This is a genomic window from Microbacterium phyllosphaerae, assembly GCF_050628115.1.
Taxonomy (GTDB): Bacteria; Actinomycetota; Actinomycetes; order Actinomycetales; family Microbacteriaceae; genus Microbacterium; species Microbacterium phyllosphaerae_A.
Genome location: NZ_CP192502.1, coordinates 2,577,705 through 2,596,510 on the forward strand (window position 1 = coordinate 2,577,705; position 18,806 = coordinate 2,596,510).

At 67.7% G+C, this 18,806-nt stretch carries 23 protein-coding genes and 1 tRNA gene; 15 read left to right on the top strand and 9 right to left on the bottom strand.

Going from position 1 to position 18,806, the window contains the following annotated elements; translation table 11 throughout:
• Nucleotides 1–3: 3 nt before the first annotated feature.
• From ACQ4LY_RS12185 to ACQ4LY_RS12240, 12 genes are all read left to right on the top strand, one after another.
• Nucleotides 4–1,701 carry a CTP synthase gene (locus ACQ4LY_RS12185; RefSeq protein WP_431071845.1) on the top strand — a complete coding sequence of 566 codons (1,698 nt, stop codon included), beginning with the start codon at nt 4–6 and terminating at the stop codon, nt 1,699–1,701.
• Between the two features lie 14 nt (nt 1,702–1,715).
• A complete protein-coding gene (locus tag ACQ4LY_RS12190; protein ID WP_431071847.1) occupies nt 1,716–2,294 on the top strand; it encodes an NUDIX domain-containing protein in 579 nt (192 codons plus the stop codon).
• A 2-nt stretch (nt 2,295–2,296) separates the two neighbouring features.
• Nucleotides 2,297–3,199 (top strand): site-specific tyrosine recombinase XerD, encoded by a 903-nt coding sequence (gene xerD / locus ACQ4LY_RS12195; RefSeq protein WP_431071849.1) that lies wholly within the window; start codon nt 2,297–2,299, stop codon nt 3,197–3,199.
• Between the two features lie 166 nt (nt 3,200–3,365).
• Nucleotides 3,366–4,199: a ParA family protein gene (locus ACQ4LY_RS12200; protein ID WP_056517281.1), complete on the top strand. Its 834-nt coding sequence runs from the start codon at nt 3,366–3,368 to the stop codon at nt 4,197–4,199.
• A complete protein-coding gene (locus ACQ4LY_RS12205) occupies nt 4,183–5,070 on the top strand; it encodes a segregation and condensation protein A (protein ID WP_431071851.1) in 888 nt (295 codons plus the stop codon). Before ACQ4LY_RS12200 ends, ACQ4LY_RS12205 begins: the two co-directional genes overlap by 17 nt.
• On the top strand, nt 5,060–5,662 hold the full coding sequence (gene scpB, locus ACQ4LY_RS12210; protein ID WP_431071853.1) for an SMC-Scp complex subunit ScpB: 603 nt from the start codon (nt 5,060–5,062) through the stop codon (nt 5,660–5,662). The genes ACQ4LY_RS12205 and scpB overlap by 11 nt, the downstream gene beginning before the upstream one ends.
• A gap of 154 nt (nt 5,663–5,816) precedes the next feature.
• Nucleotides 5,817–6,605, top strand: a complete 789-nt coding sequence (locus ACQ4LY_RS12215) for a pseudouridine synthase (protein ID WP_431071855.1) — start codon at nt 5,817–5,819, stop codon at nt 6,603–6,605.
• Nucleotides 6,602–7,747: a prephenate dehydrogenase gene (locus tag ACQ4LY_RS12220; protein ID WP_431071857.1), complete on the top strand. Its 1,146-nt coding sequence runs from the start codon at nt 6,602–6,604 to the stop codon at nt 7,745–7,747. The genes ACQ4LY_RS12215 and ACQ4LY_RS12220 overlap by 4 nt, the downstream gene beginning before the upstream one ends.
• Nucleotides 7,740–8,414 (top strand): (d)CMP kinase, encoded by a 675-nt coding sequence (cmk, locus tag ACQ4LY_RS12225; protein WP_431071859.1) that lies wholly within the window; start codon nt 7,740–7,742, stop codon nt 8,412–8,414. Before ACQ4LY_RS12220 ends, cmk begins: the two co-directional genes overlap by 8 nt.
• The gene (gene der, locus ACQ4LY_RS12230; protein ID WP_056306901.1) at nt 8,407–9,927 is read left to right on the top strand and encodes a ribosome biogenesis GTPase Der; all 1,521 of its coding nucleotides are present in this window, start codon (nt 8,407–8,409) and stop codon (nt 9,925–9,927) included. The genes cmk and der overlap by 8 nt, the downstream gene beginning before the upstream one ends.
• Nucleotides 9,928–10,154: 227 nt before the next feature.
• Nucleotides 10,155–11,087, top strand: coding sequence for an NUDIX domain-containing protein (locus tag ACQ4LY_RS12235; protein WP_431071862.1), 933 nt, complete (start codon nt 10,155–10,157; stop codon nt 11,085–11,087).
• Nucleotides 11,087–11,554 carry a hypothetical protein gene (locus ACQ4LY_RS12240; RefSeq protein WP_431071864.1) on the top strand — a complete coding sequence of 156 codons (468 nt, stop codon included), beginning with the start codon at nt 11,087–11,089 and terminating at the stop codon, nt 11,552–11,554. The genes ACQ4LY_RS12235 and ACQ4LY_RS12240 overlap by 1 nt, the downstream gene beginning before the upstream one ends.
• Nucleotides 11,555–11,649: 95 nt before the next feature.
• Here ACQ4LY_RS12240 and ACQ4LY_RS12245 read toward each other — a convergent pair whose 3' ends face one another.
• The 6 genes from ACQ4LY_RS12245 to ACQ4LY_RS12270 are packed head-to-tail and all read right to left on the bottom strand — an operon-like array spanning nt 11,650 to nt 15,486.
• Complete coding sequence (locus ACQ4LY_RS12245; protein ID WP_431071866.1) at nt 11,650–13,104, bottom strand: DUF222 domain-containing protein; 1,455 nt, start codon at nt 13,102–13,104, stop codon at nt 11,650–11,652.
• 37 nt (nt 13,105–13,141) lie between these two features.
• Nucleotides 13,142–13,528: an RNA-binding S4 domain-containing protein gene (locus tag ACQ4LY_RS12250; protein WP_431071868.1), complete on the bottom strand. Its 387-nt coding sequence runs from the start codon at nt 13,526–13,528 to the stop codon at nt 13,142–13,144.
• Complete coding sequence (locus ACQ4LY_RS12255) at nt 13,528–14,193, bottom strand: lysoplasmalogenase family protein (protein ID WP_431071870.1); 666 nt, start codon at nt 14,191–14,193, stop codon at nt 13,528–13,530. Before ACQ4LY_RS12255 ends, ACQ4LY_RS12250 begins: the two co-directional genes overlap by 1 nt.
• A gap of 38 nt (nt 14,194–14,231) precedes the next feature.
• Nucleotides 14,232–14,687, bottom strand: coding sequence for a hypothetical protein (locus tag ACQ4LY_RS12260; protein ID WP_431071872.1), 456 nt, complete (start codon nt 14,685–14,687; stop codon nt 14,232–14,234).
• A gap of 20 nt (nt 14,688–14,707) precedes the next feature.
• Nucleotides 14,708–14,905, bottom strand: a complete 198-nt coding sequence (locus ACQ4LY_RS12265; protein ID WP_431071874.1) for a hypothetical protein — start codon at nt 14,903–14,905, stop codon at nt 14,708–14,710.
• A complete protein-coding gene (locus ACQ4LY_RS12270) occupies nt 14,902–15,486 on the bottom strand; it encodes a GNAT family N-acetyltransferase (RefSeq protein ID WP_431071876.1) in 585 nt (194 codons plus the stop codon). The genes ACQ4LY_RS12265 and ACQ4LY_RS12270 overlap by 4 nt, the downstream gene beginning before the upstream one ends.
• Nucleotides 15,487–15,604: 118 nt before the next feature.
• Between ACQ4LY_RS12270 and ACQ4LY_RS12275 the strand changes: the two genes are divergently transcribed.
• Nucleotides 15,605–15,678, top strand: a tRNA-Pro gene (locus tag ACQ4LY_RS12275).
• 65 nt (nt 15,679–15,743) lie between these two features.
• Here ACQ4LY_RS12275 and ACQ4LY_RS12280 read toward each other — a convergent pair.
• A complete protein-coding gene (locus tag ACQ4LY_RS12280; RefSeq protein WP_431071878.1) occupies nt 15,744–16,580 on the bottom strand; it encodes a hypothetical protein in 837 nt (278 codons plus the stop codon).
• 154 nt (nt 16,581–16,734) lie between these two features.
• Here ACQ4LY_RS12280 and ACQ4LY_RS12285 point away from each other — a divergent pair, with 154 nt between their 5' ends.
• Nucleotides 16,735–16,899, top strand: coding sequence for a hypothetical protein (locus ACQ4LY_RS12285; RefSeq protein ID WP_431071880.1), 165 nt, complete (start codon nt 16,735–16,737; stop codon nt 16,897–16,899).
• Between the two features lie 83 nt (nt 16,900–16,982).
• Here the strand turns inward: ACQ4LY_RS12285 and ACQ4LY_RS12290 are convergent, their stop codons facing one another.
• Both ACQ4LY_RS12290 and ACQ4LY_RS12295 read right to left on the bottom strand, forming a co-directional pair.
• Entirely contained in the window at nt 16,983–17,258 is a 276-nt protein-coding gene (locus ACQ4LY_RS12290) for a hypothetical protein (protein ID WP_431071882.1), read from the bottom strand.
• 65 nt (nt 17,259–17,323) lie between these two features.
• A complete protein-coding gene (locus tag ACQ4LY_RS12295; protein ID WP_431071884.1) occupies nt 17,324–17,809 on the bottom strand; it encodes a MarR family winged helix-turn-helix transcriptional regulator in 486 nt (161 codons plus the stop codon).
• A gap of 74 nt (nt 17,810–17,883) precedes the next feature.
• On the opposite strand from ACQ4LY_RS12295, the gene ACQ4LY_RS12300 reads away from it, so the two are divergent.
• Nucleotides 17,884–18,783, top strand: a complete 900-nt coding sequence (locus tag ACQ4LY_RS12300; protein WP_431071886.1) for a VOC family protein — start codon at nt 17,884–17,886, stop codon at nt 18,781–18,783.
• Nucleotides 18,784–18,806 lie beyond the last annotated feature (23 nt).

Here is an 18,806-nt window from a genome sequence, read left to right on the forward strand (position 1 = left end):
GTGATGAACTCTTCTTCTGCGGGGCCCAAGAACGACACGACCAAGCACATCTTTGTGACGGGTGGTGTCGTTTCGTCTTTGGGTAAGGGGCTCACTGCCGCAAGCCTCGGAAACCTTCTGACGGCACGCGGACTCCGCGTCGTCATGCAGAAGCTCGACCCGTACCTCAACGTCGATCCGGGCACGATGAACCCGTTCCAGCACGGTGAGGTCTTCGTCACGGACGACGGCGCCGAGACCGATCTCGACATCGGGCACTACGAGCGCTTCCTCGACATCAACCTGTCGCAGGCCGCCAACGTCACGACCGGCCAGATCTACTCGCAGGTCATCGCCCGCGAGCGCCGCGGCGAGTACCTCGGCGACACCGTGCAGGTCATCCCGCACATCACCGACGAGATCAAGCGACGCATGCGTCTGCAGGCGACCGAGGACCCCCGTCCCGACGTCATCATCACCGAAGTCGGCGGCACGGTCGGTGACATCGAGTCGCAGCCGTTCCTCGAGGCGGCACGTCAGCTCCGTCACGAACTCGGTCGCGACAGCGTGTTCTTCGTGCACGTGTCGCTCGTGCCCTTCATGGGCGCGTCCGGCGAGCAGAAGACCAAGCCCACCCAGCACTCGGTCGCAGCCCTCCGCCAGGTCGGCATCCAGCCCGACGCACTCGTGCTGCGCAGCGACCGTCCGGTCAGCGAGAGCAACCGCAACAAGATCGCGCTCATGTGCGACGTCGACGCCGAGGGCGTCATCAACACCGTCGACCTGCCGAGCATCTACGACATTCCGTCGACGCTCAACGATCAGGGACTCGACACGTACATCGTCCGTCGTCTCGGCCTCGATCAGAAGGCCGCGGACGAGGTCGACTGGTCGCGCTGGAGCAAGGTGCTGCACGCGGTGCATAACCCCAAGCATGAGGTGACGATCGGCCTGGTCGGCAAGTACATCGACCTGCCCGACGCCTACCTCTCGGTCACCGAGGCCCTCAAGGCCGGCGGGTTCGCCCAGGAGACCAAGGTCAACATCCGCTGGATCCCCTCGGACCGCTGCGAGACCCCCGAGGGCGCGCAGGAGCAGCTCGCCGCGCTCGACGGCATCTGCGTTCCCGGTGGATTCGGCATCCGCGGCATCGAGGGCAAGCTGGGCGCGCTGAAGTTCGCACGCGAGCAGGGCATCCCCACACTCGGCCTCTGCCTCGGCCTTCAGTGCATGGTCATCGAGTACGCCCGCGACGTGGCCGGCATCGCCGGAGCATCCTCGAGCGAGTTCGACCCCGAGACCACCGAGCCCGTCATCGCGACGATGGCCGAGCAGGTCGAGATCCTCGACGGGGGCGACCTGGGTGGGACCATGCGCCTCGGCCTCTACCAGGCCGCACTCGCCGAGGGGTCGCTGGCGCGCGAGCTGTACGGCACCCCGGAGGCCTCTGAGCGCCACCGCCACCGCTATGAGGTCAACAACGCGTACCGCACGCGTCTGTCCGAGGCCGGTCTCGTGTTCTCGGGGCTGAACCCCGAGCTCGACCTCGTCGAGTACGTCGAGCTTCCGCGCGACGTCCACCCGTACTACATCGCCACGCAGGCCCACCCCGAGCTCCGCTCGCGTCCGACCGACCCGCACCCGCTGTTCCGTGGTCTGGTCGGAGCCGCGATCGAGCGTCACCGGTCGAGCGAGCTGTTCGACGTGGAAGCCGATGCCTGAGTTCGGCGAAGCCGATGCCTGATCTCGAGGCACTGCGGGACGAGCCCTTCGAACCCGAGGTCCTCCACAGTGAGGTCGGGTTCGAGGGCGTCGTCTGGGACGTGCGCGACGACCGCGTCCGCTACGGCGACGGAGAGATCCGTCGTCAGTACGTCGCGCACACCGGCGCCGTCGCGATCCTCGCGCTCGACGACGACGGGCGCGTGCTGCTGATCCAGCAGTATCGGCATCCGATCCGTCACCGCGACTGGGAGCTGCCTGCCGGCCTGCTCGACGTGCCGGGGGAGGAGCCCGTCGAGGCTGCTCGCCGCGAGCTCGCCGAGGAGGCTGACCTGGTCGCCGCGGACTGGGAGCCCCTCGTGTCGTCGTGGACGACCCCCGGCGGCAACGACGAGGTGATCCACATCTTCCTCGCGACGGGCATCTCGGCGGCGCCGTCCGCGCACGCTCGGGAGGACGAAGAGGCCGACATCCGCATCGAGTGGGTTCCGCTCGATGATGCGATCAGTGCCGTGCTCGACGGCCGTATGCGCAACGGCATCCTCAGCATCGGTGTGCTCGCGGCCGCGCAGAGGCTGCGCGACCGGAGCTGAGCATGCAGCTCGACCGTGCGTTGGACACGTATCTGCGCCACGTCACGATCGAGCGCGGGCTGAGTGAGCACACGATCTCGGCCTATCGCCGAGATCTCGGCGGCTACCTGGAGTGGTTGGATTCCGAGGGCATCGTGGACACCGCCGAGATCACGCCGGCGGTCGTCGCGCGCTTCATCGCGGATCGCTCCTCCGCCGAACCGGCGCCAGCCGCGACGAGCCTCGCCCGGCTGCAGTCATCCGTGCGGGGGTGGCACCGCTTCCTCGCCCGCGAGGGCATCGAGGACGACGACCCCAGCGGCCGTCTGCGTCCCCCCAAGGCTCCGCAACGCCTGCCCAAGGCGCTGACCATCGACCAGGTCGAGCGGCTCCTCGGAGCGCCGAGCGCCGAGGAGCCGATAGGCATCCGCGACCGCGCTCTGCTCGAGCTGCTCTACGCGACCGGTGCACGGGTGTCAGAGGCGGTGGGACTCGACGTCGACGACCTCGCCCACGGCGACGTCCTGCGGCTTCGGGGCAAGGGATCCAAGGAACGTATCGTGCCGATCGGATCGTTCGCCCGTGCGGCGGTGGACGCGTACCTCACGCGGGTACGGCCGGGGCTGGCGGCGAAGGGGCGAGCGTCGGCCCGCCTGTTCCTCGGTGCGCGCGGTGCCCCGCTGTCTCGGCAGAGTGCGTGGCTCGTGATCCGTGCGGCGGCCGAGCAGGCGCAGATCACCGTGGAGGTCTCGCCGCACACACTGCGCCACTCGTTCGCGACGCATCTGCTGCAGGGCGGCGCCGACGTGCGCGTGGTGCAGGAGCTGCTCGGACACGCATCGGTGGCGACGACCCAGATCTACACGCACGTGTCGGTGGACACCCTGCGCGACATCTACGCGACCTCCCACCCCCGGGCACGCTGACCCGCCACGCGCGGGCGGCGCGGCGAAAACGCGGGATCGCCGGGGCTGAGGCGTCGATCCCCCCGGGCGATCGCTAGAATCGACCAAGCACGAAGGAGCAGGAGAATCGGTGGCTGAGAACGCGGCGAAGTCCAGGGCGAAGACGTCGAAGACCGACGACACACCCATGGGACCCACCGGGCGTCCCTATCACGGCTTCGCGACCCCGGAACCGCTCGCCTCGCACGGTCCTGCTCGCATCATCGCCCTGTGCAACCAGAAGGGCGGCGTCGGCAAGACGACGACGTCGATCAACCTCGCCGCGGCACTGGCCGAATACGGTCGCAAGGTGCTCGCCGTCGACTTCGACCCCCAGGGTGCGCTGTCGGCAGGCCTCGGCATCCAGACGCACGATGTGCCGACCATCTACGACCTGCTGCTCGACACCAAGCGCGACGCGCACGACGCGATCGTGCACTCGGGCGTCGAGGGCCTCGACGTGATGCCCGCCAACATCGACCTGTCCGCCGCCGAGGTGCACCTCGTCAACGAGGTCGCGCGCGAGACGATCCTCGCCCGCGTGCTGCGCCAGGTGGCGGGGGAGTACGACGTCATCCTCATCGACTGCCAGCCGTCGCTCGGACTGCTGACCGTCAACGCGCTGACCGCGGCGCACGGTGTGATCATCCCGCTCGAGTGCGAGTTCTTCGCCCTGCGCGGTGTGGCCCTGCTGATCGAGACCATCGACAAGGTGCGCGACCGGCTGAACCCGTCGATCACGATGGACGGCCTCCTCGCCACCATGTACGACCCGCGCACGCTCCACTCGCGCGAGGTGCTCGAGCGCGTGGTCGAGGCGTTCGGCGACGACGTGCTCGAGACCGTGATCGGTCGTACGGTGAAGTTCCCCGACGCATCGGTGTCCGGTGTGCCCATCACCGAGTTCGCTCCGGAGCACGCCGCCGCCCAGGCATACCTGCGGCTGGCGCGGGAGCTGGTCGCCCGTGGCGCTGTCGCCTGAGGTCGAGCCGTCCGACACAGCGGCTGAGGCCGCAGCCACGGCTGCCGAGGGGCCGGTATCGGCCGATCTGAGCGATCCACCGGTAGCCGACCCGGGATTCCGGGTGTCGTTGACGAACTTCGATGGTCCGTTCGACCTGCTGTTGAACCTGATCTCGAAGCATGAGATGGACATCACCGAGGTGTCGCTGAGCGCCGTCACGAACGAGTTCATCGCCTACCTCAAAGAGCTCGACGACGACGAGGAGCTCGACCAGGCCTCCGAGTTCCTGGTGGTCGCGGCGACCCTGCTCGACATGAAAGTGGCCGGTCTCCTTCCGCAGGGCGAGCTGGTGGATGCCGAGGCTGTCGCACTGCTCGAAGCCCGCGATCTGCTCTTCGCGCGTCTTCTGCAGTACCGCGCGTTCAAGGAGGTCGCGTCATGGTTCGCCCGCTGCCTGCAGCGAGAGGACCGCCGCCATGTGCGGGCCGTGCGTCTCGACGAGAAGCATCGCAAGAAGACCCCCGAGCTCGTCTGGTCACTCAGCGCCGACGACTTCGCCGCTCTGGCTCTGCTGGCGTTCGCGCCGAAGGAGATCCCGCACGTCGGGCTCGACCATCTGCATGCGCCGCTCGTCAGCATCCGGGAGCAGGCCGCGATCGTGGTGACTCTGCTGCGCACCGCCGAATCGGTGAGCTTCCGTGAGCTCGTCGCGGGTGTGACCGAGCCCGGGATCGTCGTCGCGCGTTTCATCTCCGTGCTGGAGCTGTACCGTCATGCCGCGCTCTCCTTCGAACAACTCGAACCGCTCGGCGAGCTGACGCTGCGCTGGGCCGCCGACTCCTGGTCGGACGAGACTCTGGCATCTCTGGGAGCCGATTATGACCGATGACCTGACAGAATCCCCGACCGACGAGGTCGTCCGCGAGTCGCCTCTCTCCGAAAGGATCGAGGCGATCCTGCTGATCATCGACGAGCCGATCGGGCTCGTCGCTCTCGCGGCCGCGGTCGGCTCGCCCGTCGCTGCGGTGCGGCAGACGATCGAGACGCTCGTCGACGACTACGACGGCAAGGGACAGGGACCGCGCCGCGGTTTCGAGCTCCGCGAGGTCGGCGGCGGGTGGCGTCTCTACGTCCGCGAGGATCACGACGACGTGGTCGCCGAGTTCGTCGGTGGACAGGCGCCGGCGCGGCTGTCGCAGGCCGCGCTCGAGACGCTCGCGGTGATCGCCTACAAGCAGCCGGTCACTCGTAGCCAGGTGGCCTCGATCCGTGCGGTGAACGTCGATTCCGTGGTGCGCACGCTCCTCGCGCGCGGCCTCATCACCGAGCTGTTCGCGGACTCCGAGACCGGCGCGATCAACTACGGCACCAGCGACGCACTCCTGCAGCACCTGGGCATCAACTCGCTCGAAGAGCTGCCCCCCATCTCTCCTCTGCTCGACGACGGTGCCGACGGCTTCGACGAAGGGACCATCCGATGACGTCATCCGATCCGATCGGATCGAACGCGGTCGGTACGTCACAGAGTCGCGGCTTCGACGAGAGGGGCCATCCGATGATCTCTGTTGCGACGGCGGCCGTTCCCGTGGCCTCTGCGCCGAGTTTCAGTTTCAGTTTCAACGAAGGGACCATCCGATGAGCGGCTTCGAGACACCCGAGGGCGTGCGCCTGCAGAAGGTGCTGTCAGCGGCGGGCGTGGCCTCGCGGCGCGTGATCGAGCAGTACATCGTCGAAGGACGCATCCGTGTCAACGGCGTGACCGTCACCGAGCTCGGCCGACGCGTGGACCCCGAGAACGACCTCATCGACGTCGACGGCACAGCCGTGCAGCTCGATGTGTCGAAGCGCTACGTGATGCTCAACAAGCCCACCGGCGTCGTGAGCAGCCTGCGTGACGAGAACGGTCGTCCCGACCTGCGTCAGTTCACCGACGACTATGAAGAGCGCCTCTACAACGTCGGCCGTCTGGATGCCGAGACCAGCGGCCTGCTGGTCCTCACGAACGACGGCGACCTCGCACACGTGCTCGCGCACCCGTCGTTCGGTGTCACCAAGGTCTACATCGCCAAGGTCGAGGGCGAGGTGACGGCGCAGACGATCTCGAAGCTCACCAAGGGGATCGAGCTCGAAGACGGGCCCATCGCCGCAGACAAGGCCCGCCTGCTCGACACCTCGCGTGGGTCGAGCCTCGTGGAGCTGACGCTGCACTCGGGGCGCAACCGGATCGTGCGCCGGATGCTGGCCGCGGTCGGCCACCCTGTCACAGAGCTCGTGCGTCGGCAGTTCGGCCCGCTGCACCTGGGAACCCTCCCGGTTGGGAAGACGCGCGAACTGACTAAAATCGAACTGGGCGCGCTCTTGACTCTGTCGCGCCGTGATTCCGGTGTCGCCGAGGCGCCAGGCGAGCAGCAGGAGAACGAGTGACCGATACGACGAGTGCGCCCACGGGGGCCCGGAGTGCTGTCGCGCCGCGAATCGCGGCCAGGCTCTCTGGAACCGTGCGTGTCGTCGGCGCCGGTCTGCTCGGTGCGAGCATCGGCCACGCCCTCCGCGCCAAGGGCATCGACGTCGTCCTCGCCGACACCTCACCCGCACAGCTGCGTCTCGCGATCGACTACGGCGCAGGTCGTGCCGTGGCCGACGACGACGCACCGACGCTCATCGTCGTCGCCGTGCCGCCTGATGTCACGGCCGACGTGATCGAGGCGGAACTCGCCCGATTCCCTGATGCCGTCGTCACCGACGTCGCGAGCGTGAAGCTCGAACCCTTCCGCAGCCTGCGCGACCGCGGTGTCGACATCACCCGCTACATCGGCTCGCACCCGCTCGCCGGGCGCGAGCGCGGCGGGGCGATCTCCGCGCGCGCCGACCTCTTCATCGGTCGCCCCTGGGTCGTGTGCCGCGATGCCGACACCAGGGCGGCAGACCTCGCTCTCGTCGAGGCCCTCGCCCTCGACGTCGGCGCGATGCCGCTCGAGATGACCCCGGAGGAGCACGACCGCTCCGTCGCTCTCACCTCGCACGTTCCGCAGGTGGTCGCCAGCCTCCTCGCCGGACGGCTCGCCGTGGCCGACGAGGGCGCGTTGCGCCTGTCGGGCCAGGGAGTGCGTGACACGACACGCATCGCGGCATCCGCTCCTGAGCTCTGGGTGCAGATCCTCGGTGCGAACGCGGAGCCCGTCGTGGAGATTCTCGACGCTCTGGCAGCCGATCTCCGTGAGGTGTCGGATGCGCTGCGCGCCCCCGAGGCGCCCGGTGCCCGGCGAGTGGTCGCCGAGACCATCCGGCAGGGCAACGACGGTGTCGATCGTCTGCCGGGCAAGCACGGGCAGAACCAGAGGTTCGAGTCTCTCGTCGTCATGATCGACGACACCGCGGGTCAGCTCGGTCGTCTGTTCGGTGAACTCGGAGAGCTCGGCGTGAACGTCGAGGACCTCCGCCTCGAGCACTCGCCGGGAGCGCAGTTCGGTCTCGCCGAGATCAGCGTCGACCCCGCTGCACTGCACGGCGCGATCACCGGACTCCAGGAACGCGGCTGGCGGATTGCAGGTACCACCAATGACTGATTTCATCGCCATCGACGGACCGGCCGGCTCCGGCAAGTCCAGCGTCTCCAAGGCCGTGGCTCGCAAGCTCGGATTCGGATACCTCGACACCGGTTCCGCCTATCGTGCGCTCGCCTGGCATGTTCTCGACCGGGGTGCGGACACGGCGGATGCCGAAGCCGTCCTCGCCGCCGTCGCCGAGTTCCCGGTGCGACTGGGCCTCGACCCCGACGACCGCACAGTGCAGGTCGGTGACGTGGACGTCACCGACGCGATCCGCGAGCCGTCGGTCTCCGGCGCCGTGAGCGGTGTCGCACGCGTGCCAGAGGTGCGCGAGCAGGTCAATCGTCTGTTCCGTTCCCTCGTCGCCGATGCACCGTACCCGGCCGTCGTCGTCGAAGGTCGGGACATCACGACCGTCGTCGCCCCGGATGCGCCTGTGCGCATCCTTCTCACGGCGGCACCCGAGGTGCGCGCCGCACGACGTGCCGGCGAGCTCGCCGGCGAGAACGCCGAGGCCGTCGCCGCCGCATTGCACAAGCGCGACGCATCCGACAGCGCCGTCGTCGACTTCCTGAACGCCGCAGAGGGCGTCGAGGTCGTCGATTCGACGGAGCTCGATTTCCCACAGACCATCGACGCCGTCCTCACGGTGATCGAACGAATCCGAGGAGTACACCATGGCTGACGACGAATACGAAGGCGGCCCCGACCAGCTCGCCGAGAAGATGGAGCAGCTCGACGAGCAGCTAGCCGAGGCGCGCGCCGAGACGCTGCGTGCAGGTCTCGCCGACTACGACCTGGACGATGAGGATGCTGCGCTCCTCGCCGGGATCACGATGGGCGAGGACGGGATCCAGTTCTTCCCCGCACTGCCGGTCGTGGCGATCGTCGGTCGACCGAACGTCGGCAAGTCCGCGCTCGTGAACCGCATCCTCGGGCGCCGTGAGGCCGTCGTCGAGGACACCCCCGGTGTGACCCGCGACCGCGTGACGTACAAGGCCGAATGGGCCGACCGTCGGTTCTCGCTCGTCGACACCGGCGGCTGGGAGCCCGACGCGCGCGGTATCGACCGCTCCGTCGCCGCTCAGGCCGAGGTCGCGATCGATCTCGCCGACGTCGTGCTGTTCGTCGTCGACGCGATGGTCGGTGCCACGTCGACCGACGAGCACGTCGTGAAGCTGCTCCGCAAGAGCGGCAAGCCGGTCTTCCTCGTCGCCAACAAGATCGACGATGCCCGTCAGGAGCCCGAGGCCGCGGCTCTCTGGAACCTCGGACTCGGCGAACCGCACCCGGTCTCGGCCATCCACGGTCGTGGAGTCGCCGACCTGCTCGACGCTCTGCTGAAGACGCTTCCTGATGTCTCCGCGGTCGCGAAGGCGGAGATCGGCGGACCTCGTCGCGTCGCGATCCTCGGTCGCCCGAACGTGGGCAAGTCCTCGCTGCTCAACAAGGCAGCGGGCGAGGAGCGTGTGGTCGTCAACGACCTCGCGGGTACGACGCGTGACCCGGTCGATGAGATCGTCGAGCTCGGCGGCAAGCTGTGGCGTCTGGTCGATACCGCCGGCATCCGCCGTCGCGTGCACATGGCGCAGGGTGCGGACTTCTACGCGTCGCTGCGCACCTCGGCTGCTCTCGAGAAGGCCGAGGTCGCCGTGGTCGTCCTCGATGTGTCCGAGACGATCAGCGAGCAGGACGTGCGGATCATCGATCTCGTGCTCGAGTCCGGTCGCTCGCTCGTGCTGGCATTCAACAAGTGGGACCGTCTGAACGACGACGACCTCGAGAACGCCGACCGCCGACGCTACCTCGAGCGTGAGATCGAGCAGGACCTGGCGCACGTCGCCTGGGCCCCGCGCGTGAACATCTCGGCCAAGACCGGCCGTCACCTCGACAAGCTGGTGCCTGCGCTCGAGACAGCTCTCGAGAACTGGGACCGTCGTATCCCGACGGGCAAGTTCAACGCCTTCCTCGCCGAGCTCGTCGCCGAGCACCCGCACCCGCTCCGTGGAGGAAAGCAGCCGCGCATCCTGTTCGGCACCCAGGCGTCGACGCGTCCGCCGACGTTCGTGCTGTTCACGACCGGCTTCCTCGACCCGGGATACCGCCGATTCATCCAGCGTCGCCTCCGCGAGCTGTACGAGTTCGATGGAACCCCGATCGTCATCAACATGCGCGTCCGCGAGAAGCGCCAGCGCTGAGTCGTATCCGAGACGCCAACTGTGCCCGCGCGAACCCGCGCGGGCACAGTTGTGTCTGCGGGCCTCCGCCTGAATGCCCAGGGACGTGCGATCTGCCGATACGGCTGTTCCCGCGTGCTGCGTGGCACCGCGCGCGAACGCCCACGACATGCAGCCTGCGAGCTTGGCTGTTCCCGCGTGTGACCCTCGCGGATGCCGATACCCGGATGCTGTGACAGGCTGAAGGGGTGACTGTCGTACCTCCCGCTGCCGGTGAACCTCGTCGCCCGGACGGGCCGCGGAATCCTGGTGATGCCTGGGTGATCGCGCCGTCGGGTGAGAAGTACTGGGGGCGCTTCGGCGCGGCCGGTCTGCTGGCGTTCGACCCCGAGCGAGGGGTCCTGCTGCAGCACCGGGTCTCGTGGAGCCATTTCGGAGGCACCTGGGGTCTGCCCGGGGGTGCGCTGCATGCCGACGAGAACGCGATCGCGGGGGCTGTGCGCGAGGCGCAGGAAGAAGCGGGTGTTCCCGACGGTTCCGTGCGCCCCCGGTTCACGAGCGTCCTCGATCTGGACATCTGGTCGTACACGACCGTGGTCGCCGACGTGGTGCGGCCGTTCGAGCCCGTCATCAGCGATCCTGAGAGCGTGGCTCTCGAGTGGGTGCCGGTGGATGAGGTCGAGTCGCGCCCACTGCATCCCGGGTTCGGCAGCGCCTGGCCCGTCCTGCGGGAACTGCTTCGCATACGTCCCGCTCTCGTCGTGGACGGCGCGAATGTCGTCGGTTCCGTACCGGACGGGTGGTGGAAGGACCGGGCCGGAGCCGCGACGCGACTCGCCTCGCGCTTGGACGGGCTCGCTGTGCCGGCTTCTGAACTCGGTCTCGGCGGAACGACGTGGTTCCCGGAGATCGCTCTGGTCGTGGAAGGGAAGGCGCGGGGCATCTCGGCACCGGCCCCGGACGAGTCCACTGAGCTGCTGCCGGCAGGGGTGGTGTCTGTGGTCGAAGCGGATGCTGCCGGTGACGACTCGATCGTGACCGAGGTCGAGCGTCGCGTTCGAGCAGGGCAGCATGTCGTCGCGGTGACGAGTGATCGTGAGCTCCAGGGTCGCGTCACTGCGGCGGGCGCGTCGCAGGTGCAGTCCGCAGGGTGGCTGCTCGGTGTGTTCGACGCGGCATGATGAGCCTGCGTCGTACCCCGTCACCGTCGTCGACCGACCTAGTGGGAGATGCGATCGGGATCGGCGCCGCGATCATCGGCACAGTCGCAGTGCACCTCGCCATGTTCGGCGGTGACAGGTACTTCCCTCTGCGATTCCTGCTCTTTCCTCTTGATAACGTGATCGCCTTCAGCGCCTTCTGGATATCGGCGGCACTTCTCGTGATCGCGATCGTGCGCGCGACCCGGATCCGTGCGTGGGCGGTTCTGAGCCCGAACGGTGAGCAGCCGGTCGATACCGTTTCTCCGGGAGAGGTAGCCAAGCGCGCACTGCGAGTCGCTGCCATCATCGCCGCTCTCAATGCACTGTTCATGATCGTGTTCGTCATCGGAGCCGTCGTCGCCTTCGCCGTGATCTTCCTCATTGCTGCTGCGCTCATCGCAGGCGTCTACATCGTGCTGAAAGCGCTCGCGCCCTCGGGAGGGTGAGGCGACGGCTGGGCGGTTGTGTGCCCCGCATCACTCTGCTTCTCGTGCTCTGCTTCTCGTGCTCTGCTTCTCGTGTGACGGGCAACGAGCCGGGGTCAGATGAACATGACGCGTCGACGCGGTGGGTCGGCGTAGCTTCTGCCGAGCGGACTCGTCCAGGTCACCGTCCCATCAGCCGTCTGACGTGCAGTCCACCGATACCTCTCATCGATGTCGGGGTGCTTGAGCGAGTGGTGCGTTGTGCAGAAATGGCTGAGGTTGTCGATGCGTGTCCGCCCACCGCGCGCATGGTCGTGGTTGTGGTCGATCTCGCATCGGTGAACCGGCATCCTGCACCCGGGGAACCTGCAGTGCTCATCCCGCGCTCGAAGGAAGCGCTTCATCTGCTCTGTGGGGGAGTATGAGTCGGTCTCGGTGACCAGGCCGGTCGCGGCGAGGAACAGGCGCGCCCATCCTTTGCAGCGGCCTGCGAGCCCGCGGGCGACATCGGGATCCAGCGGTCCGTGGCCGTCGAGTTCGGCTGGTCGGTCGTCGTCTCCGGCGAGAGTGCTCGCGGCAACGGTGACCTGGATGCGGGCCGAGATGTTCTCGAGCCCGGTGCCGTTCGCTTCGCTCGGGTCGGCGGTGAGCAGCAGGTCGGCGAGCACGTCGGCGCGGATCTGATCGAAAGTGCGGATGTCGCTGGAGAGATGCTCGATGTCGGGGCTGGTCGGATCGGTCATCGGGTCGATCAGGCCAGCGAGCGGGTCGACGACGAAGGTGCCGTCGGCGGCGATGACTCCGGCTTCGAAGTAGGCGTCGTATCGCTGGTCATCGGGGGCGAGGTCGGAGAGGCGGAGCGTGTTCTCGCTGTCGTCGAGAGGCTCGAGGATAGGCTCTCGCTCGTCGCGAGAGCGAGTGATCTGCCGCGCCATCTGCGTGAGCCGATCGGAGATCGCCACGGCGACCCACTCGGGCAGAATCGCCGTGAGTGCGGCCAGACCGTCGCCGACAGATTTGACGCTGACGCAGCGTTCGGCTGCTGCGCGCCGCTGAGTCTCGACGACGGTCTCGCCCACGAGGCCCGCCGCTACCTTGCGGGCGTGGGGCTTCGTGCGCGAAGCAGTGTCGTGTTCGGCGACCACGAGTACTGCGGCCTCATAGAGCCCCATCGTCGCGGCTTCCACACGGCCGTCTCGGATGGCGTCGTCGACGACCTCGCCGGCGCGCACGATCTCACGGACATGGTGCGCACTGATCGAGCCCGCGGCGAACGAGGCCTGCACGGCAGGGAGTGCTCGGGAGACGGTGCGCGCGTCGGTGAAGGCGTATTCGATCGACCCCTTCGGGATGTGCCCGGCCGCGGAGTACTCCGCGATCATCGAGCGGAAGATGGCATCGCGATGGTGAGGGCTCTCGGAGACGTCGCTGTCGTGCACGCCGATGCGCTCGACGAGGAGTGCGTAGGACTCAGCCTCGAGAGCAGCGATCCGACGTCGCTTGTCGACCCACTCGTCGAGCAGGCGGCAGCGCTCCTCGAGATCGAGGTCGAGGTCGGTGCGCTGAGCCATGCCTCCAGTTTAGAAGATATGTTCGATAGATCCAGGGTCAGCCGTGGAATATACCGTCATCCTCTGCGCTGCGCCCGCGCAACCGATCGATGTCCCGCCGCTCGCGCTTCGTGGGCCTGCCAGCCCCTCGATCTCGCAGTCCGAGTGCCGCTTGCGGCTCGCGCTCCGGGGTGCGGTCCTCATATGCCAACGCGGCGAGGGGAGCGCCGACGCGCTTGACGAGCAGCTGGCGGACGATGAGGATCCGGTCGAAACCCGCGATGCGCACGCGCAGTTCGTCGCCGATCCGGATGTGCTGCGCGGCCTTGACCTTGTCGCCGTTGACGCGCACATGCCCCGCACGGCATGCGGTCGTCGCGGCCGAACGCGTCTTGTAGACGCGGATCGCCCAGAGCCAGCTGTCGACCCGTGCGGCATCAGCCATCAGGCATCTCGCTTTCTCAGTGCGATCAGCGCGCCCGCGATGATCAGTCCCTGCCCGATCGTATAGGTCGCCATGATCGCGGGATTGCTCCAGGCGGGGAGCGAGTCGGGGAGGAAGAGGCGGAGCGCCAGCAGCGTATCGCTGGCGAGGAAGAATGCGCCGCCGACGGCGACGAGCGGGTGGCATCGGGTTGAGAACGCGGCGGTCGCGCCCAGGACGAGCCCGTAGATGGCGACGGCGATCAACAGCCCTCCCGTGTGCGGGCCGAGGAAGAGCAGCATCGCGATCCACCAGGCGGCGTAGATGAGTGCCCACCACGGCATCCGTCGCACGCCGAGGTGCCGGACGAAGAGGGCGATGTATGCCAGGTGCGCGATGCCGAAGAAGAGGAGCATGAGCGGCACCTCGGGAGCGTCGGGGAAGAGCGCGCCCACGCTGTCGCCGAGCCAGGACAACGCGATCGCCGCAAAGAGCAGCGCCAAGGCGGCGCGTGAGCGGATCGCGCGTATCGACACGAGGACGGGCAGCGCGAGCAGCGGCATCAACAGCAGCTTGCTCGGGGCCGCCGCGGGACTCTCGAGAGCGAGCAGCGCCACGTGAATCGCCGACACCGTGATGTACGGGATGAAGGCCCACAGGGGCGGGGTGGGCGAGCGGCGTTCCATCCACCCATCGTATGGCGGGTGGCGCAGACGCCCTGCTGTCAGGACTCTACGGTCACCTGGGTGATCTGGCCGTCGGCGCCGAGGTGCACTGCGGGCCAGTACCCTTCGGGGAAATGCTCGCCGCAGGAGTCGATGAAGTGGAGCACGACCGTTCCGTCGGCGGATGCCTCGAGCGTCTCGAGGGTGAGATCGGATGCGGCGTCGTCGAGCTCGTGCTGCTCAGGCGTTCCCGTGCTGAACGCCGTGACGATGGCGTCGGATGCGAGGCGTCGGAGAACCGCGAGAGCAGCGATGGTCTCGCGGACGTGGGGGAGCAGGGCGCTCGCCTCAGCTGCGTTCGTTCCTTCGATCATCAGGTCGAGGGGTGCGCCGTGCGCGGCGGTTCCGCCGGCGTACCAGTCGTGGGTGAGGACCGTGCCGTCGGTGAGCTCGGTCGTCGCGCGGGTGAGGGTGCCGAGCTCTGGATCGTCGATGGTCGGGTGCTCTTCGCTCATGTCCCCACGCTAGCGGTCGCTCAGGGTGCGAGCGAGCGGCTCTGGAGCTCCAGATGCTCGCGAAGGATGCGGATCGCCTTCGGCCCGACGCCGTGGATGGCCAGGAGCTGCTGCTCGGAGGCGCCGTCGAACTGATCGAGACGCGTGAAGCCGTGCAGGGCCAGCTCACGTCGCGCGACCTTGCCCATCGATGCGGGCAGCTCTGAGTCGTCGCTCACGCGGTCAGCTCCAGCGCGACGAGGGTTCGGCCGGGCTTGAGCTCGGTCTGCTCAGCGAAGCCGGCGGCCAGGAATGTGCCCAGCGTGCCGTGGAACAGATCGTTGGTGCGCTTCTTCTCGCCTCGGGTGTCGACCGGGTAGCCCTCTATGAGTCGCGCTCCGGACGTTCGCGCGAAATCGACTGCGGCGCGCAGCAGCTCGTGGTTGAGTCCAGCCCCTCGATGCTCGCGGCGGACGACGAAGCACGTCACCGCCCAGACCGAATCGTCGTCGAACGGCTCGGCGGTGGCGGCTGCGATCATTCGGGTGCGCGGGATTCGCGCCTGCACCGAGCGCGGTCCGATGCGGATCCACCCCGCGGCCTCGCCATCGACGTAGGCGATCAGGCCAGGAGGGGGACCGGCGGCGATCTCGTCGCGGAGCATCTCCGTTCGCTGCGGGGTCGTCGTCTCGTTCCAGTCCTTGTTGCTCAGCATCGGCCAGATGCACTGACAGCTGGCGCCGTCGCCGCCGCCGGTGAGCGCATGCTGAACGTCATCCCATCGGGCGGTCGTCGCCACCTCTGTCGTGATCGTCACCATGCATGCGACGGTACGCCGGGCCTTCGACACCCCGCAACGCCCGGCGGTCGCTCGGTTCGCGGAGCGCCCGCGAGTGGGGCTAAGATAGGGGAGTTGCCTGCGCGAGAGTGCAGAACAACGGGCTGTGGCGCAGCTTGGTAGCGCACTTGACTGGGGGTCAAGGGGTCGCAGGTTCAAATCCTGTCAGCCCGACAGAAAAGCCCAGGTGAGAGATTCCCTCACCTGGGCTTCGTCGTCTCTGCCGTTCCTGCAGATCGTCACCAGGTCGCGCCTGTGTTGGCCCACTCCAGTGTCGACGACTTCGCCTCGATCGTCTCGAGGCCGACGTCCCCGCATCCGACCAGAGTGAGTCTGCGCAGTCGCGGGAGGTCGTTGATGGCGGCGATGCCGGTGATCTTCTTGCAGTACTGGATGTTCACGATCTCGAGTCGCTGGAGTGTGGCCAGCTCCGAGATGTCGCCCAGGGAGGTGAGGTTCTTCAACCGCAACGACTCCAACTGGGGAAGCGCGCTGATCCCGGTGAGGCTCATCAGGGTGCGTCCGCCGATCAGCCCGAGACGGCGAAGCCCTACCGGTTCGACGAGGCGGAAGATCTCCTCGTCGATCGGCACATTCAACAGGTTCAATTCTTCCAACGGCAGTTCGAGGGCCTGCCGCACGTTGTTCAGAGATCTCTGCGGATAGAGGGAGAGCGCTCGCAGCGCAGGGAAGTGCTCGTTCTTGAATCGGAAGGGCTCGCCGACGTAGAGGGTCTTCAGATTCGGCACCACCACCTCCGGCCACACCAGTGTGCGATCGCTGATGTGCACCGAGAGCTCTTCCAGGCTCTCGGGGAGGTCGCCCTGCCGCAGTCCGGTGACGACGGTGGGGAGGATCCTCCCCGGGCCGATGCTGAGGGTTCTCGCGTTCGTCATCGCCGAGATGATCTCCGGCAGACGGTCGATCGGCCCGTCGAGGGGTGACCACAGGTGCACATCGGTGACGCGTGAGAGCTGTTCGGTGTCGTACGGCTGGTCGTAGAACACGAGATCCCTGTCGGGCACGTCGAACTGGTCCTTGTGCGCACTGTGCAGCACCATGGTCCGCTTGCTCATGATCCCGTCATCCGTTCGTCCTTCGGTTCCGCCGGCTGGTCGTGCGCCTCACGACTCAGGGTAGTTGTGCATTCGGTCGCCATGCCCGTCAACCCCCTCCGCCGATCGAGCGGCCGCGCGTAGCGTCGGGTCCTCACCGAACAGAGGAGATGCGATGAGCGATCTGCAGAACACGCACGGAACGCCCGGTGGCGACGAAGAGGCGGACACCGCCTCTGGCGGCGCTCCAGAGGAGTCGTCGAAGAGCACCGACGAGATCCTCGAGGACGAGACCACAGACGAAGACGGTAAGCCGCTCGAGAACCCGTCGGGCGGTTGAGTCGACCTCGATCTCGGACGAAGACCCCCATCCGGCCTCCGGGCCGGGTGGAGGTCCCGCGTGTGAGGCGAGAGTCCGTCGAGCTACGCCGTCCGCACCGTCAGCATCCGCCAGCCCTCGGGGACCTTCGCCCTGAGGGACGCCATGTCGTCGGCCTCGATCTGCTCGATGCCGTCGACCCGCTTGAAGGTGCCGGTGGCCTCCATCTTCGCCTCACCCTTGAGCATCCGCACGGGCGCCGACGTCAGGTCGAATCCGGGCTTGCGGTGCTGCTCGAGCTCCACGAGCACCTCTGCGAGAGTCGTCCCGATCACGTCGGCGGTGCTGGACTCGACGGGGCGGATCAGAGCGATGAGCATCGTCCCAGCCTATGGCGCGATCGCTCCGAGAGCCGATGCCCCACCGACGCCGCCCAGTCGAGTGCTCAGCGGGGTACGGGGGAGCGGTACTCTCCCTCCGTGAGCCGTTCGGTGATCGCGCCCGTGATCTCAGCCAGTGATTCCAACTGTGCGGGTGTCAGCGCGTCTATCACGAGCCATCGGGCCGTGTCGATGTGACCGGGCATCGCATGGATCAACTCCCGTCGCCCCTCGGCGGTGAGGCGCACGTTGGTGGCGCGCCTGTCTTCGGGGCTGGGGAGGCGGTCGACGAGACCGCGGGTCGCGAGCCGGCTGCAGACGTGCGAGAGCCGAGGGAGCGTCGCGTTCGTCGATGCGGCGAGTTCGGTCATCCGCAGAGTGTTCTCGGGAGCGAAGCGCAGGGCGGTCAGCACCATGAACTCGAAATGCGTCAGGTGCGCGTCCCTCTGCAGCTGTGAGTCCAGCGCGGCGGGAAGCAGCTGCGAGACGGCGATCAGCCCGAGCCAGGCTTCGGACTCGCGCTCGTCCATTCGAGGGACCCGGAATACCATGCGTTCATCGTACGTTACTTGTCGCGACAATCAATTACGACAACGCCCGCATCTCGGGCGGAACGGAGCCGATCATGACAGGCACGATCGACGCCTGGCGGGCACCGGCCGTCGCCACGGCAGGGTCCGCGCCCGACGGCGCACGCATGAACGCCGTCGAGCTGCTGGTGCGAGACCTCGATGCGATGACGGCCTACTACCAGCAAGCCGTGACCCTCGACCTACTCGATCAGTCCGGAGCGACCGCGACACTCGGTCGCGCCGGCGAGCCGATCATGCGGCTGCGCCAGGAGAAGGACCTTCCGGCCGCCGATCCCCGTGCCGCCGGGCTCTACCACACGGCGATCCTGTTCCAGGACGAGTCGCGGTTGGCGGCTGCGCTGCTGTCGGTGGCGCAGCGCGCTCCGCAGACCTTCACGGGGTCGGCCGACCACCTCGTCAGCGAGGCGTTCTACTTCACCGACCCCGAGGGGAACGGGCTCGAGCTCTATCACGACCGTCCGCGCGAGCAGTGGCAGGTCACCCCCGACGGCTCGGTCCATATGGACTCGCTCGCACTCGACCCGAATCAGTTCCTCAGGCAGTGGCTGACGCCGGATGCCGCGGCCGAAGGTCGGACAGCGACGATCGGGCACGTGCACCTGCAGGTCGGCGACATCCCGACGGCTCGCCGGTTCTACTCCGACATCCTCGGATTCGACGTCACCGCGGCCCTCGGGAACTCGGCGCTGTTCGTGTCCGCAGGCGGATATCACCACCACATCGGCATGAACACCTGGCAGAGCGCCGGAGCAGGACCACGTGCGGCCTCGCTCGGGCTCGGCGACGTACGCGTGAGCGTGCCCACCCGCTCCGACATCGACGAACTCGCCGACCGGCTCTCGTTCCACGGCATCCCATCGGAGGACGACGGGCGCACGCTATGGCTGAACGACCCGTGGGGGACCCGGCTGGCGCTCACTCCGGACGAGTGACCGGAGCTGATGGCCGACGACAT